This window comes from Staphylococcus sp. EG-SA-10 (genome assembly GCF_017151945.1).
Taxonomy (GTDB): Bacteria; Bacillota; Bacilli; order Staphylococcales; family Staphylococcaceae; genus Staphylococcus; species Staphylococcus aureus.
Genome location: NZ_JACVZJ010000009.1, coordinates 41,668 through 57,733, shown reverse-complemented (window position 1 = coordinate 57,733; position 16,066 = coordinate 41,668). Strand labels below are relative to the sequence as shown.

Sequence of the window (16,066 nt, the reverse complement as noted above, 5' to 3'; positions counted from 1 at the left end):
CTCCTTTCATACATAACACAAGTTAAGTGTCTATGTTGAAGGGAGTATTTTTTATGTTCAGAAATTTAATATTGTTAATTCAACGGAACTACTACATTATTACTGATTGTTAACGAATAACGTTGGAAAATTATAGTTTCAAACAAAGCTCAATAAATTATGAAAGTGAATTGTAAGCTTCAATTATTTCATCGGCTAAGCCATCGTCAACTTTAGCATATTCGCTTAAGAACACTTTTAAACCGTGTTCTTTAATGTAATTATTTTTCTCAACAGTTTCTTGGTCTGCTGTATCATCATACTTCAATAACAATGCAGCTGTATTTAATAAACCAGTGCGTTCTAAATCTTTATTATAAAGATATGTTAATGGTTTTATAATTCTATCTTTAGGGCCAATTTTACGTAACGTACCTCGTCCGACACGTGTTACTTCATCAGATAAATAAGAATTGTTGAAACGGTCTATTATTTTTTCAACATAACCAGCTTGTTCCGCTTCAGTAAAATCAAATTCATTAGTAATATATTGACTTGTTTCAGCTAAAACACGGCGTAAGCCAGCTTCAATTGAACTATCTTTTACAGCGTCTAATACGGTAGCTTTATCTGCAAATTTACCAGCATACGCTAAATATGCATGTCCTGTATTCACAGTTAATAATTTACGCTCAATATATGGTGTTAAATCATCAACATATTTAATATGATTTAGTTCTGGACCATACCATGCATCTTTTTCAACAACCCATTCGTAAAATGGCTCAACCATAACGTCTAATATATTTTCATTCTTTTGTAATGGTACAATTCTATCAACTGCTGAGTTAGCAAAATGAATATTGTTACCAAGAGGGCCAGTAATATCAAGTACCGCTTTTTTCAATGTATCAGTTGCCATAATAGCATTCTCACAAGCAACAATATTAACATGGTTTGTTTTTTCTTTTAAGAAAGGCGCAAAAGATTTAGCAATAATAGGTAGTATATTAACACCAACAGCTGTTGTAATAATATCAGCTTCTAGAATTGCTTGTTTCAACGCTTCAGAAGGTTGCATTGAATTAATTGCATCAACATTATTCACGCGCGTCGTTGTTTTAGACTCATCAGCTAAAATAACATCGTATTGATGATCATGAGCTAAAGCATTAATGATTTCTTCATTGACATCTGCAAATGTTACTTTAACATTGTTGTCTGCAAGAATATAACCAATGAAACCACGACCTATGTTACCAGCACCAAAGTGAACTGCTTTCATTATGCATCTGCCTCCTCGAATACTTGTTTAATTTCTTCTGCAGATTTTGCTTGAACGATACGATCCACATTTTCTTCTTCGCTAAATGTAATTGCAATTTTAGATAACAAGTCTAAATGTTCCCCATCTTTACCAGCGATTCCCACGACAACTTTAACTACTTCGCCATCCCAGTCAACGCCTTCAGGGATTTGTAATAATGTTAAACCTGAGTGAATCACATTTGTTTTAGCTTCATCTGTGCCATGAGGAATTGCTAAGCCATTTCCCATAAATGTTGATACGACTTGCTCACGATCTTTCATTGCTTGAATATAAGCATCTGTTACAGCACCACTATCAACTAAGGCTTTACCTGCTTTTTCAATTGCTTCATTTTGGCTGTTAACATTTACATTTAAAAAGATATTGTCATTACTAAATAATTCGCTCATTTTGTACACTCCTAAATAAATTGTTTTTTAATTCGTTCTAAAAATTTGTTTCTTAATAATGTTTCAAGTTCCTGTGGATTTTCCATAAAAGTATCAATAGATTCTAATTTCAAACTTAAAAATTCGGACAAGTCACTTACCAGTGATGCCATAAAATCATTGTCAGGAATAAACATGGAAATCATATATTTAATTGTTTGATTGTCATTTTGAATACTAGGCAATGCTAACGGTTCTTCTAAAACTGTGATTAGAATCATAGGGTGTTTAATCATATTGTCTCTTAGGTGTGGTATTGCAACAGGATATGGACTTAATATCCATCCTGGATTGTCAATCAATCGTTGCTCTAGTAGTTCAGCGAATGACGTTGGATCGTTTATTACATCGCATTGATATAGATAATCTGCGATATATGTTTGCCACTGTTTAACTTCGGTACTAACTATTTTCACTGAATCAAGCAAAGTTAAACCCGAACGCATATGATGCATTAATTGTTCTGATTTTTCGTCACTTAAATGTTTTTCGAAAACTGAAGTTAAGTTTGAAGTTTGTTCATTTTCAAAAGATGTGTTGCCATCAATATCTTTCGTTTCAATATGAACATCATCTTTATCAATCATGTTTGATGATTTATCATGCGTCTCTTGGAACGTAGACTTTGTATTTAAAAACTGTGCGACATAACTGATATCACTATCTGGTAATAATGGGTTTACCGTTAAATAGGGGGAGTCGATGTCTAAATTCACAGTAGAAATAATGCCATCATATTGACTTAAATCTAGTGACTTCAAATCGCTGACTGATGCTTGTGTAATACGCTCAATCTCACTAAAAACTTGCTCTAGACGAGTTGATAATAGACGACTAGTTCCCATACCACTGCTGCAAACGACTAATATGTTTAAAAATCGATTACCTTGGTTTTTAATCGAGCCACCAAAGTGTAAAACTATAAAAGCAATTTCACTCTCTGGAAAAATCAAATCAGGCCAACAATCATTTAAAGCTAATCTTACATTTTCAAATAGTCTTGGATATTTGAACTTAATCATGTCTGTTAACGGATTATAGGTCTCGATATTAGCTTGCAAACGATTGATTGCAGGATTAAGGTGTAGCGTCAGTCCATCTACTAAAGTATCCAAATCTGCAAATGTCATACCTGAAATCATTTCTACTTTTTTAACAAACGCTTTAATTTTGTTCTCTTCACAACGATTATTTAATGATGTATCATTAAGATTTTTTCGTTTAGCTCCACGTAAATGGATAGTAATGAAAGCAATTTCTGCCTGATTAAACGTGACGTCATATATTTGACCAAGTTTATCAGCAAGTTCGCTTGCTACTTTGTGTTCAAATGTGTTTTGTACAGAATCATAAATATCATCGTTTAGTGCGACATACTCTCCATTTTTTATACGTGAAATTGATAGCACGATATGGACAGTTAAAGTTAAATAACTTGATTCGGTAAGTTGGTAGGGTAAGGCACTTAGGTAGTCCATTAATAGTCTTTCAACATTAAAAATACGCTCTAAGTCAACAAAGTCTTTGTGGATTTGATTTAATGAATGAAAGACAAAATGATTTTCAATTACTGAATAAACGCTAGTACTATTTAAGTTATTCACCATTAATTGACTTAAAAATTCACGTTTCTTTGATTCAGTACCTACCAAGTAAATACCTTCGCCACGCTTTCGAGATAAAGAGAGTTGGTACTTATTTAAATCGAGCTCTAAATCATCTAACATCTTTGCTAAAGTCTGGACAGAAACGCCAATTTCTTGCGCTAAACTATATTGTTTAACTGGCTCCTTGGCTTGTATCAAAGCGTATATAATAATTACTTTCTGCTCTTCAACAGATAAGTCAATGGTTTGATGTTGTGCGATCGATTGCTTCAAATCGTTTAAATCAGAATCTTCGCCAGCAATACGTAGCCCTTTTTTGTTTGCGCGTTCTAAAGTTAACGAAAATGAAGTTAAATATGCTTCAACACCTTTTAATTCACGGTGAATAGTACGAGAGGACACCGCAAGTTGCTGAGCAATGTCGTGTATAGTGATATATTGACCGTGGTACTTAATCAATAGGGCTATCATTTCTTTTTCACGTGTACTCAATAACATGGCGGTATCCTCCATTTTTTAATTTATTTAATTATTATGCTTGATCATCTTTTTTTAGATTATTTAAAAGTTCTTCATATCTTGGTGAATTAAGGAAATTATCCACTGAAATATGGATGGCATTTGGTGTTTGTTTAATAGCACGATCAGTTAGTTTTTTCTGAGTGATAACTAATTGAGCATCTTTTGGCAATTGATTAATCGCAGTATTTGTAACTGTAATATCATTAATGCCCGCTTTTTTAAATTTATTACGTAACATGCTTGCACCCATTGCACTAGAACCCATACCCGCATCGCAGGCAAAAATAACATGATTTATATTATTGTAATTATGTGCATCAACATCTTCAGTGTTGTAATTATCCAATAGCGCTTCAGGATCATCATCTGATGAAGATGTTTCACTAACATTACCACTAGCATTTTCTTCTGTATTAACATTTTTATCAGAAGATACTAACTTAGAAGCAACGCTTGATTTTTTCCCTTTAGTATTTTCCATTTGAGCTGTCGCAGCTTCTAAATCCTGCTTTGGTTCTCTAGTGAACTTCATAATTAAAGCAGCTACAACGAATGATACAAGTGCAGCAAGGAATACACCGAGCAACATGTGCAAGAATTCGCCTCTTGGTGCATTTAAACAATAAACGATAAATGAACCAGGTGAAGCAGGTGTTTTAAAACCAAATCCAGTAGCTTGATAAGTTGCAACACCAGTCATACCGCCTAAAATAACAGCGATAAATAGTAATGGACGCATTAATACATATGGGAAATAAATTTCATGGATACCACCTAAGAAATGGATAATTCCAGCGCCATATGACGTTGCTTTTGCAGTACCTTTTCCAAAAATCATATAAGCAAGTAAGATACCTAAACCTGGTCCAGGGTTAGATTCAATTGTGTATAAAATTGATTGTCCTACTTTAGCTGCTTGATCTGTACCTAGTGGTGTAAATACACCATGGTTGATTGCGTTATTTAAGAATAAAATTTTAGCAGGTTCTACTAAAATACTTACGACTGGAAGTAAATGCGCATGTACTAAACTTTCAACTGCTACAGATAAAATGTACATGATGAATTTCATGATTGGAGCTAACACTTTAAAGCCAACAATCGTCATGATAAATCCTAAAATACCAGCAGAAAAGTTATTAAATAACATTTCAAAACCTTGCGGCGTTCTAGGTTGAATCAATTGGTCGGTCTTCTTCATTAACCAACCAACAAGTGGACCCATAATCATTGCACCAAGTAACATTGGTGTATCAGGTAATGCAACGATGACCCCCATAGTTGCTGTTGCTGCGATGATACCGCCACGTAAATCATAAATTAAACGACCACCACTAAATGCAATCAATAATGGGATTAAATAAGTAATCATTGGTCCTGCTAAAGTAGCTAAATCTTTGTTAGGTAACCATCCATTATCTATAAAAATGGCCGCGATAAAACCCCAAGCGATGAAAGCGCCAATGTTTGGCATGATCATACTACTTAAGAATGATCCAAATGCTTGAACACGACGACCAATTCCTTTTTTCTCTTCAGTTTGTGACATATTTACACCTCTTTTTTAATATATGTGACTATATATAGTGTATAGAGACGTTACTTATTACTCAATATAAACAAAAATCAACTTTGTCAAAATAAATGTGACAAAATTAAATAAAGTGTCATCAATGTGACAGTATAGATATTTTGAAAAAGTAAAACAAAAAAATTGTTTTAGGATTTTTAAAATTTTATTGTGAAAATATTTGCAAAACAAAACAACACCGTTGTACAATAATGATTAATGGAAAGGGGGGAAAGTTCGGCAGTACAGTTAAAGCGCCTGTGCAAATAAATATTTGTATTTGAAGATTAAAGGTTAATATATGAGTGGCCTTTTTAGAGTGCAATATATGTATTTGTAGACGAGGAGGATAGTGATCGAATAGATCGGCGGATGCTATCCCGGATGTGGCTCATTCGTTAGCTTATTAAGTAAAACATTAGGGTGACTTAATGGACAAAGTTAATAAGATCGCCAGAAATTGAATATAAAAAATATTAATATGGAAAGTACAGTGTGAGCAATTTGTATAGTTGTAAAAATAACTATGCTTAATTTGTTATGGATGAATGCGATGATAGCATGTTCCTATTTATATTATGAAAGCAGATTGTCAATCTAAATTATCGGCAATAAATCATAATTTACGCGTACTATTCCAATATGGAGGAAAATGTCGTTATGTGTGGAATTGTTGGTTATATTGGCTATGATAATGCCAAAGAATTATTATTAAAAGGTTTAGAAAAATTAGAATACAGAGGTTATGACTCTGCAGGTATCGCAGTAGTAAATGATGATAATACAACTGTATTTAAAGAAAAAGGTCGTATTGCAGAATTACGTAAAGTTGCTGATAGTAGCGATTTTGATGGACCTGTTGGAATCGGTCACACACGTTGGGCAACACACGGTGTACCGAATCATGAAAACTCTCATCCACATCAATCATCAAATGGCCGTTTTACTCTAGTTCATAACGGTGTTATTGAAAACTATGAAGAGTTAAAAAGTGAATACTTACAAGGTGTATCATTCATTTCAGAAACAGATACAGAAGTTATCGTTCAATTAGTTGAATACTTTTCAAATCAAGGACTTTCAACTGAAGAAGCATTTACAAAAGTTGTGTCATTATTACATGGTTCATATGCATTAGGTTTATTAGATGCTGAAGACAAAGACACAATCTATGTTGCTAAAAATAAATCACCATTATTATTAGGTGTTGGTGAAGGTTTCAATGTTATCGCATCAGACGCACTTGCAATGTTACAAGTGACAAGCGAATATAAAGAAATCCATGACCATGAAATCGTTATTGTTAAAAAAGATGAAGTTATTATTAAAGATGCAGATGGAAACGTTGTAGAACGTGATTCATATATTGCTGAAATTGATGCATCAGATGCTGAAAAAGGTGTTTATGCACACTACATGTTAAAAGAAATTCATGAACAACCAGCAGTAATGCGTCGTATTATTCAAGAGTATCAAGATGCAGAAGGTAACTTGAAAATTGATCAAGACATCATCAATGATGTTAAAGAAGCAAACCGCATTTACGTTATTGCAGCAGGTACAAGCTACCATGCAGGTTTAGTAGGTAAAGAATTTTTAGAAAAATGGGCTGGCGTACCAACTGAAGTACACGTTGCATCAGAGTTTGTCTACAACATGCCATTATTATCTGAAAAACCATTATTTGTTTATATTTCTCAATCAGGTGAAACTGCAGATAGCCGCGCCGTATTAGTTGAAACTAATAAATTAGGTCATAAATCATTAACAATCACTAATGTTGCAGGTTCAACTTTATCACGTGAAGCAGACCACACATTGTTATTACACGCAGGTCCTGAAATCGCAGTTGCATCTACAAAAGCATATACTGCACAAATTGCAGTATTATCAATCTTGTCTCAAATCGTTGCAAAAGAGCATGGTCGTGAAGCAGATATTGATTTATTGAGAGAATTAGCAAAAGTAACAACAGCAATTGAAGCGATTGTTGACGATGCACCAATTATGGAACAAATTGCTACAGATTTCTTAGAAACAACACGCAATGCATTCTTTATCGGACGTACTATTGACTATAACGTAAGTTTAGAAGGTGCGTTAAAACTTAAAGAAATTTCTTACATTCAAGCAGAAGGTTTTGCTGGTGGAGAACTTAAACATGGTACAATTGCCTTAATCGAAGAAGGTACACCAGTTGTAGGTTTAGCAACACAAGAGAAAGTTAATTTATCAATTCGTGGTAATGTTAAAGAGGTAGTAGCACGTGGAGCACACCCATGTATTATTTCTATGGAGGGTCTTGAAAAAGAAGGCGACACTTATGTCATTCCTCATGTACATGAATTATTAACGCCATTAGTATCAGTTGTTGCATTACAATTAATTTCATACTATGCAGCATTACACAGAGATTTAGATGTTGATAAACCACGTAACCTTGCTAAATCAGTTACTGTGGAATAATTCACTTTTTTAGAATCAATCATGTATTAAAATTAAAGTATATGGCACCCTTTTAGATTAATCGACTAGAAGGGTGCTTTTTTAGGTTGACTTAGCTTTTACTTCATCTTAATTCGGCAGTAAAACGCAAAAATGAAGTAGTTTATTTATTTAAATAGTCTGACAATTAAGAGTGATATGTTAATATGATTTTATGAGAAGTATGGAGTAGCAATAAAGGGGTGACCTCGCATGTTAATTCAATTAGATCAAGTTGGGCGAATGAAGCAAGGAAAAACAATTTTAAAAAATATTTCTTGGCAAATTAATGGAGGTGACAAATGGATTCTATATGGTTTAAATGGTGCTGGTAAGACAACGCTATTAAATATATTAAATGTATATGAGCCTCCGACAACTGGCGATGTTAATCTATTTGGTAAAATGCCAGGCAAGGTAGGGTATTCTGCAGAAACTGTACGACAACATATAGGTTTTGTATCTCATAGTTTACTGGAAAAGTTTCAAGAGGGTGAAAGAGTAATCGATGTGGTGATAAGCGGTGCTTTTAAATCAATTGGTGTTTATCAAGATATTGATGATGAGATACGTAATGAAGCACATCAATTACTTAAATTAGTTGGAATGTCTGCTAAAGCGCAACAATATATTGGTTATTTATCTACCGGTGAAAAACAACGAGTGATGATTGCGCGAGCTTTAATGGGGCAACCCCAGGTTTTAATTTTAGATGAGCCAGCAGCTGGTTTAGACTTTATTGCACGAGAATCGTTGTTAAGTATACTTGACTCATTGTCAGATTCATATCCAACGCTTGCGATGATTTATGTGACGCACTTTATTGAAGAAATTACTGGTAACTTTACTAAAATTTTGTTATTAAAAGATGGGGAAAGTGTACAACAAGGATTAATAGATGATATTTTGACATCTGAAAACATGTCACGATTTTTCCAGAAAAATGTAGCAGTTCAAAGATGGAATAATCGATTTTCTATGGCGATGTTAGAGTAAATATTTTGCAAATACTAACTAATAATGACAAAATTTAATTAAGCTAAAATTGACAGTGGAGGGCAATATGGATAACGTAAAAGCAATATTTTTGGACATGGATGGTACAATTTTACATGAAAATAATCAAGCATCAACGTATACGAAAGATGTTATTAATCGATTGAGAGAGAAAGGATATAAAGTATTTTTGGCAACAGGACGTTCGCATTCTGAAATACATCAACTTGTACCTGAAGATTTTGCGGTTAATGGCATCATTAGTTCAAATGGAACAATTGGAGAAGTAGATGGAGAAATTATCTTCAAACATGGTTTGTCATTGGCTCAAGTGCAACAAATTATTAATTTAGCTAAGCGCCAACAAATTTATTATGAGGTATTTCCTTTTGAAGGTAATAGAGTTTCTTTAAAAGAAGATGAAACATGGATGCGAGATATGATTCGTAGTCAAGATCCTATTAATGGCGTAAGTCATAGTGAATGGTCTTCAAGACAAGATGCGCTTGCTGGTAAGATAGATTGGGTAACTAAGTTTCCTGAAGGTGAATATTCAAAAATTTATCTATTCAGTTCTAATTTAGAAAAAATAACAGCATTTAGAGATGAATTAAAGCAAAATCATGTGCAACTACAGATTAGTGTTTCAAATTCATCAAGATTTAATGCGGAAACAATGGCTTATCAAACTGATAAAGGTACAGGCATTAAAGAAATGATTGCACATTTTGGAATTCATCAAGAAGAAACGTTAGTTATTGGAGATAGCGACAATGATAGAGCAATGTTTGAATTTGGACATTACACAGTCGCAATGAAAAATGCACGTCCTGAAATACAAGCATTAACTTCAGATGTAACGGCATATACGAATGAAGAGGATGGCGCAGCAAAATATTTAGCAAAACATTTTTTAGCTGATTAATTGGTGCTTTAATAATTAATTCAAAATAGTTGATGAGCAATATACAAAAGAGCAGTAAGAAATTTTCTATTAGAAAATTTCTTACTGCTCTTTTGTATGATTATAAGTATTTGAATCGTCTACATTTAATTGTATAAACTCTATGAGAATAAATATTGTTAAAACTAATAAGGTAGGAAATTCATTGATCTTGAATAATATTTCTTGTTTTAAGGTCTAACTCTTGAATTGTAGGCTTCTTTTTTTAGTAGCAACAGAGCCATCTTTGAAAACATTCACACCTATTGACTGTTTTAGTTCTTGTTTTTTTCATGAAGTGTAACTCCACTATATAATCAACCAGTTCTTTTACCAATTTCGTCAATCCAATTTACACCAAAGTATACTTCAAATATATATACATTAAATTATCATATCCATACTATTTTCTGAATTCAAGAAAATAAACATAAACGACGCTATAAAAGAACAAAGTAAATAAATAGTGTTATTTTTAAATGTTTTAGTGTTTTTTGTAAATATAACATTCAAGACTAGTGTTTTAAATATGACTAAACAGAATAATGTGGGTAAGGAAACAGTATATAAAATAAATATCATTCTTGATATAGTGTTGTAGAGGGCATGTAATTTGTGATAAATAATAATAAGTATTTGGAACATTATTTCATTTTATCTATTTTTATTAATTGTAATCATTATACATTCTAATGATTTAACATTATTATGAAAAAGCGTTTTATATGTTATTAAAAAACACTTTGACATATAACCTCTTGCTGATAGATTAAGAAAATATATTCTTGAATTTTAAGAGGGATAATTACGATCTTAATTCTTTTAACTGGTACTATTATCAATGAATCATAAAATTTGAAACATACGAGTTTTTAGACTATGAGAGACACATTCATTTGCATTGAGAATTATTTTTAAGTGTATAATCTATGTAAATCGAATTAGAATATAGAGATTTTGTTTGAACGGATGTTTTTTTAATTCATACTTAATAATTTGAAAAGCAATAATGAGGAGATGAAAGCTAGTGAGCGTAAATGCACGTGATTTATTAGTATTACACAATAATGTAAATAGATTGGTTGGAGAAGAGATATTTGCTAATAAGTGCCTTGCTAATAATGATGTTCAAATTATGAATTCAATAAAAAAATTAATTGAAGCTGAGTTATTAACAACGACTAATGATTTTGAAGTTAGTATATATAAAAAGACAAGACCTGAATTACAAAGTATTTTAAAAAGTTTTGGTATAAAAACAACAGGTAATAAACCTGACTTAATTAAACGTATTGACGACAATTTTCATATTATTAATAACTTAGATTTACCATATGTATATATACCAACTAAGAAAGGAGAAGAAATTTTAAAGAAAACAGAGTACTTAACATCTTTTATATACAGTTATAAAATTTCTCTTGAGCGTGCTTATTATATGGTTGAAAATTATATAGATGAAAATTGCGATGATAAAGTTGCAGAAATATACAAATTCGAATTTCAAAGAAAATATGACAATGGCGAGTTTGATTTTAATCATGGATATAATTTCGAATTGAATATGTTGATAGATCACTATAAAAGAGATGTAAAAGACTACGATAATGCCAGAAAGTATTCAAATATTTATCTTTACTTTGGTTTGAGAGATTTCTTAAAAAAATTAATGAGTAATTATTCATATTACGATAGTAAAGGGAATATAGATTTGAACGAAATACAAAACGATCTGAATAGATTTATCAACTCTAGCGCTTCTGGTATGTACGAGCGATTAATATATAATGAAAATTTATCCAATAATATTATGTTTGAATTATTTAAAAAGGACACACAAGATTATAGTGATTTGGAAGAACAATTGATTGAAAAGTTCATTAACTATGTAGTGTCTTATGTTAAAAAAGAAAGTAGGAGTAATACGCTTATAGAGTTATCAAAAATGTTGGAGAAAGGATATACAATTGATAAAGAAAAATTTAAAAAAGAAGACGAATATCTTTCTAGGTATATAATTACTGACATAAATTATTTGAAAAATCTAGAATCAAAAATAGGTGTTGCCATTGATAGTCGAAATGGAGAAATTCATTTGGTATTAGATGATGATAGCCTTGATAAATTAATAAAAAATCAAAAAAATCGACAATGAGGTTTGATTTATAACTAAATATAAAATGTTGAAAAGAGATGTTATGTAAGTGGCTAAAATTGGTTATGAACGAGTATCAACGAAATATCAAAGGCCTGATGGATAAATTGATATACATTCAGAATTTGGGTGTGGGTGTGTATATAGTGAAAGAATAAGTGGTGTCAAACGTACAGAGCTTGTTAAGTGTTTAGATTATTTACGAGAGAGCGACACATTAGTTGTCTATCAACTTGATCGGTTAGGTAGAACGACAAAACTATTAATTGAATTATCACAATGATTCGATGATAACGGAATTGACTTACAAATTAGTAACATGAAAATTTCAACGAAAGACACAATGGGCAAAATGTTTTTTACGATGATGAGTGCATTTTTCAGGATTAGAAGTTAATTTACTATGTGAGTGTATAAAATAGACTTAGCAGCAACAAGAGCGAGAGGCCGAAAAAGCGGGCGCCCCTCTTTACCAGAGAATAAAAAATGAGAAATTAAATTTTTATATGATGAACAAACGATAACAGGGAAAGAAATAGCTAGTTAGACAAGGGTATGTCACTCAACTGTTTATCGAGTTGATTAAGAAATGAAAAAACTTATACTATGAATTACTGTTTAAAAGTGTGCATGTTATAATATTTATTGAGCAAGTTGGATAGATGGTGGCTAATCTCTTAATAAAGGGGTGATGCCTATGGTTATAGTTGTTACTCCTAGAAAGGACTAGCATGTCTGATTTTGAAATGCTGATGGTTGTATTAACAATCATTGGTTTAGTATTGATTAGTACTCAAGACCATAAAAAATAACCTTCTATTCGCTTTGACCGGCATTTTTGAAGGCTATTTTTAAATAAAATATAAGGTCACCGTCTTTTTAACGGGCTCATTAGGGTAACATGTTTCCGAGTGTTGCCCTTTTTGTGTTTCAAGAGTTAATGATTTTCATCTTTTACTTCTACTTACTACAAATATATTTTAACACATTTTTCTTATGAATTGTAGTTCTGAACATAATCAGAAATAATAAAGCCAACTATCAATACAACAAAAAACAATAAAAAGTATAGAATGTAATCACGGACTATATAAAAAGCACTGCAGACCTCTTCATATATTTTTTCGGCATGCCATGAAATTAGCATCATGTTATTTCGGTATCAGCTACTAAAGTTGTAAAATAGAGGAACACAGTTGGATGCTACGCATCAACTGCATAAGAGCCCCTAACAACTAAAGTTGAAAAATAGGAGCGCCTGCGCTAAGCGCATGCATAAGAGCCCCTAACAACTAAAGTTGTAAGGGGCTCTAAAATTTATTTTGGTTGATTGTCTTCTGGTTTATCTGAAGTCATTGTTTTTGTTGTATTATCATTTAATGAATCTTGTGCTTTTTCTGTTTTTGTTTCAACAGATGTTGTCACTTTATCAGTTTCTACTTTTGTATTTTTTGGTTCAGTGACAACTTTATTATCCTTGTCAGCTGTTTTTACTTTATCTTTAGTAATTTTTTGACCACGTTTTAAGTAATATTGAACGATACCCATTAAAATGATTGCATGAATAACAACGAATAAAATGATTGTCATTACTGTATAAACTCTTATGATATTTTCTGCAACACTTTGAGATAGTGATTGCGTATTAAATGAAATCAAGTAACCAACAGGTGTTTTAAATAAAATAATAATTAAGTTTAATAATAGTATTCCAATGAAAAATTTGAAAAATGTTTTTTGGCCATTTTTCATTGCTTTAAATCCATTAGCTAAGTGTGTTTTTACTTTATCGTTAGTTGATTCAACGAAACTAGTCATAAAGTTGAAAATAGGTATTAACAATAACCAAGTAATAATTGCTTTAATCAATAAAACAACAATGATTATGATGCTTTGAGTTGTAATAGCAATACCAATCAGGTGTGTACTATCTGCATAAGATGATTGTACTGAATTCATAATCATTTCTGATACTGGAGAAAATAATTTGTATAGTAATGATGTCAGAAGTGATAGAACGATAATCATTGCTATAGATACAAGACCGATCAGAACGCTCTTTAAATAAATACCTTTTTTAAATGCAATAAATAAATCGGTAAATTTTACTTTTTCATGACTCATTGCTCGTTTCATAACATTTGTAATTCCGATAAAAATTTGAACTAAAACGAACAGTGAAACTATAGCTGCTATAAGTAATACAGCGATAACTTTTAAATATACATCTCCTGGTGGTTTTTGCCCAAATTGTGAATAAATTGCAATATTTTGTACATACTTAGCAAGCTGGAAATTAGCAAGTAAATATACAACTGCAATTACAGCAAATGCTATAAGTGCATATATCAATGTTATTAATAATTGTGGTTTAGCATTTTTTAATGCTGATTTAAAGTAAGTAAACAAAGTGGTGCCTCCTTTTCTTCATATAAATACAATAACAAAAAACACGTTATTTTCATATTAATATCTAATAAAAATTAATTAAAGTGACTAAAGTTAGAGAATTATAATAGTAAATTGTCAAAAATATGACTAATGTAAGAAATAATAGTTGAAAATTTGTAAATAAACATTGTATCATCAAAGACTAAACAAGTCTCCGTAAAGACATAAAAAACCTACTGCCATTGAAAAGTTTTATCGATGCAATGGCAGTAGGTAAAAATTATTAATGTACATGCGCGTGATGATGAGCATGATGGTTATGTGAATGACTATGTGTTCCTGAACATATAATCGATTCATCATGTTTGTGATTAGGCGTTTCTAATTGAATAGTCATATGGTGGATATTTAAATGTAATAAATCATGCTCAATGTTTTCTAATAATAATTCACATTCTTTCATTGTCAATGTATGGTCTACAACAACATGACAACTTAATGCATTCATATCATTTGAAATTGTCCAAACATGGCAATCATGTACACTTTGTATTCGTGAATCCTTTTTAATAGTAGTTATAACTTCATCTATATCAACATCACTTGGTGTGCCTTCCATTAAAATGTTAATTGAAGATTTTGTGATACCCCAAGCACTTTTTAAAATAATAACGGAAACTAAAATACTTGCGATAGGATCGGCGATTGTCCATCCAAATGCCCAAATTAAAATAGCTGCAGTAATGGCGCCAACTGAACCTAATAAGTCTCCGATAACATGTAGAAAAGCACCGCGCATATTTAAATTGTGTGAAGTGTCGCCGCCTTTAAACATAAAGAATGCAACAACGATATTGACAATTAAACCAATAATGCTAATGATTAACATTTCTTTTGATTGAACTTCAGAAGGAACAAAGAATCGTTTAATTGCTTCAAAAACAATTAAAATACTTATTACAAAAAGCGTTACACCATTAAATAACGCTGCGAGTACTTCGAAACGTTTATAACCAAATGTTTTCGTAGCTGTGGCGTTCTTTTCAGCATATATAAATGCGATTAAAGCAACACCTAATGAGAATGTGTCGCTAAACATATGGATACCGTCAGATAATAATGCCAAACTGTTAGCAAGGAGACCGCCGATGATTTCGATAAACATATATAGACCGATTATTAAAAACGATATAAACAATACTTTCTTATTATTTGTAGTTACATGACTATGCATATGGTCATGATGATGATGTGAATGAGACATATTATAACCCACTTTCTTTAGGATGATTCGCGTGATGTATGGCTTGCTTTAACATAGTTGCTACGTGGATGTCATCTAATGAATAAATCATTGATTGGCCTTGTCGTTTTGCTTTCACAAGATGCACACTTTTAAGTAATTTTAATTGGTGCGAGACATTTGATTGAGATAAATTCAATTGATGTGAAATGTGACCAACACTTGCTTCACTGACTGATAACAATTCCATGATACGTATCCGATTGTAATCGCCTAATGCCTTGAAAATTTCAGTTACGCGTTCTAATGTATCTGTATTTATTTCTGAATATTGTTCTGACATTATATGACAATCCTTTCATATGAATATTTATTCATATATTAATTTAATACGTTCCCAGTAGTATGTCAATTGATT

Annotated in this window: 12 protein-coding genes and 1 pseudogene; 6 read left to right on the top strand and 7 right to left on the bottom strand. The window is 31.7% G+C overall.

Features of this window, described 5'->3' with window-relative positions:
* Window positions 1-157 precede the first annotated feature (157 nt).
* From IDG45_RS08655 to IDG45_RS08640, 4 genes are read right to left on the bottom strand one after another with little or no spacing between them, the layout of a single operon-like run.
* Window positions 158-1,264 carry a mannitol-1-phosphate 5-dehydrogenase gene (locus tag IDG45_RS08655; protein ID WP_000648717.1) on the bottom strand — a complete coding sequence of 369 codons (1,107 nt, stop codon included), beginning with the start codon at window positions 1,262-1,264 and terminating at the stop codon, window positions 158-160.
* Window positions 1,264-1,698, bottom strand: a complete 435-nt coding sequence (locus IDG45_RS08650; RefSeq protein WP_001292149.1) for a PTS mannitol transporter subunit IIA — start codon at window positions 1,696-1,698, stop codon at window positions 1,264-1,266. The genes IDG45_RS08655 and IDG45_RS08650 overlap by 1 nt, the downstream gene beginning before the upstream one ends.
* 11 nt (window positions 1,699-1,709) lie before the next feature.
* On the bottom strand, window positions 1,710-3,842 hold the full coding sequence (locus tag IDG45_RS08645) for a BglG family transcription antiterminator (RefSeq protein ID WP_000927349.1): 2,133 nt from the start codon (window positions 3,840-3,842) through the stop codon (window positions 1,710-1,712).
* Between the two features lie 34 nt (window positions 3,843-3,876).
* On the bottom strand, window positions 3,877-5,415 hold the full coding sequence (locus IDG45_RS08640; RefSeq protein ID WP_000083812.1) for a PTS mannitol transporter subunit IIBC: 1,539 nt from the start codon (window positions 5,413-5,415) through the stop codon (window positions 3,877-3,879).
* 681 nt (window positions 5,416-6,096) lie between these two features.
* Between IDG45_RS08640 and glmS the strand changes: the two genes are divergently transcribed.
* From glmS to IDG45_RS08610, 6 genes and pseudogenes are all read left to right on the top strand, one after another.
* On the top strand, window positions 6,097-7,902 hold the full coding sequence (gene glmS / locus IDG45_RS08635; protein WP_000334472.1) for a glutamine--fructose-6-phosphate transaminase (isomerizing): 1,806 nt from the start codon (window positions 6,097-6,099) through the stop codon (window positions 7,900-7,902).
* A gap of 231 nt (window positions 7,903-8,133) precedes the next feature.
* The gene (locus IDG45_RS08630; protein ID WP_000908193.1) at window positions 8,134-8,916 is read left to right on the top strand and encodes an ABC transporter ATP-binding protein; all 783 of its coding nucleotides are present in this window, start codon (window positions 8,134-8,136) and stop codon (window positions 8,914-8,916) included.
* A 67-nt stretch (window positions 8,917-8,983) separates the two neighbouring features.
* A complete protein-coding gene (locus tag IDG45_RS08625; RefSeq protein WP_000370936.1) occupies window positions 8,984-9,841 on the top strand; it encodes an HAD family hydrolase in 858 nt (285 codons plus the stop codon).
* A 1,045-nt stretch (window positions 9,842-10,886) separates the two neighbouring features.
* A complete protein-coding gene (locus tag IDG45_RS08620) occupies window positions 10,887-12,014 on the top strand; it encodes an SAP domain-containing protein (RefSeq protein ID WP_000115558.1) in 1,128 nt (375 codons plus the stop codon).
* Window positions 12,015-12,120: 106 nt separating this feature from the next.
* Window positions 12,121-12,561, top strand: a pseudogene (locus IDG45_RS08615) (recombinase family protein).
* Window positions 12,562-12,721: 160 nt separating this feature from the next.
* On the top strand, window positions 12,722-12,826 hold the full coding sequence (locus tag IDG45_RS08610) for a hypothetical protein (RefSeq protein WP_001802298.1): 105 nt from the start codon (window positions 12,722-12,724) through the stop codon (window positions 12,824-12,826).
* 505 nt (window positions 12,827-13,331) lie between these two features.
* Here IDG45_RS08610 and IDG45_RS08605 read toward each other — a convergent pair.
* The 3 genes from IDG45_RS08605 to czrA form a co-directional block, all read right to left on the bottom strand.
* Window positions 13,332-14,423, bottom strand: a complete 1,092-nt coding sequence (locus tag IDG45_RS08605) for a hypothetical protein (RefSeq protein ID WP_000495694.1) — start codon at window positions 14,421-14,423, stop codon at window positions 13,332-13,334.
* A 265-nt stretch (window positions 14,424-14,688) separates the two neighbouring features.
* On the bottom strand, window positions 14,689-15,669 hold the full coding sequence (gene czrB, locus IDG45_RS08600; RefSeq protein WP_000019739.1) for a CDF family zinc efflux transporter CzrB: 981 nt from the start codon (window positions 15,667-15,669) through the stop codon (window positions 14,689-14,691).
* A gap of 1 nt (window position 15,670) precedes the next feature.
* The gene (gene czrA, locus IDG45_RS08595; RefSeq protein WP_000003759.1) at window positions 15,671-15,991 is read right to left on the bottom strand and encodes a Zn(II)-responsive metalloregulatory transcriptional repressor CzrA; all 321 of its coding nucleotides are present in this window, start codon (window positions 15,989-15,991) and stop codon (window positions 15,671-15,673) included.
* Between the last annotated feature and the right edge of the window lie 75 nt (window positions 15,992-16,066).

Excerpts from the sequence above, each read along its gene's own strand:
- IDG45_RS08655 (WP_000648717.1), bottom strand. The coding sequence starts at position 1,264 with ATGAAAGCAGTTCACTTTGGTGCTGGTAACATAGGTCGTGGTTTCATT.
- IDG45_RS08630 (WP_000908193.1), top strand. The coding sequence starts at position 8,134 with ATGTTAATTCAATTAGATCAAGTTGGGCGAATGAAGCAAGGAAAAACA.
- glmS (WP_000334472.1), top strand. The coding sequence starts at position 6,097 with ATGTGTGGAATTGTTGGTTATATTGGCTATGATAATGCCAAAGAATTA.
- IDG45_RS08650 (WP_001292149.1), bottom strand. The coding sequence starts at position 1,698 with ATGAGCGAATTATTTAGTAATGACAATATCTTTTTAAATGTAAATGTT.
- czrA (WP_000003759.1), bottom strand. The coding sequence starts at position 15,991 with ATGTCAGAACAATATTCAGAAATAAATACAGATACATTAGAACGCGTA.
- IDG45_RS08645 (WP_000927349.1), bottom strand. The coding sequence starts at position 3,842 with ATGTTATTGAGTACACGTGAAAAAGAAATGATAGCCCTATTGATTAAG.
- czrB (WP_000019739.1), bottom strand. The coding sequence starts at position 15,669 with ATGTCTCATTCACATCATCATCATGACCATATGCATAGTCATGTAACT.
- IDG45_RS08640 (WP_000083812.1), bottom strand. The coding sequence starts at position 5,415 with ATGTCACAAACTGAAGAGAAAAAAGGAATTGGTCGTCGTGTTCAAGCA.
- IDG45_RS08625 (WP_000370936.1), top strand. The coding sequence starts at position 8,984 with ATGGATAACGTAAAAGCAATATTTTTGGACATGGATGGTACAATTTTA.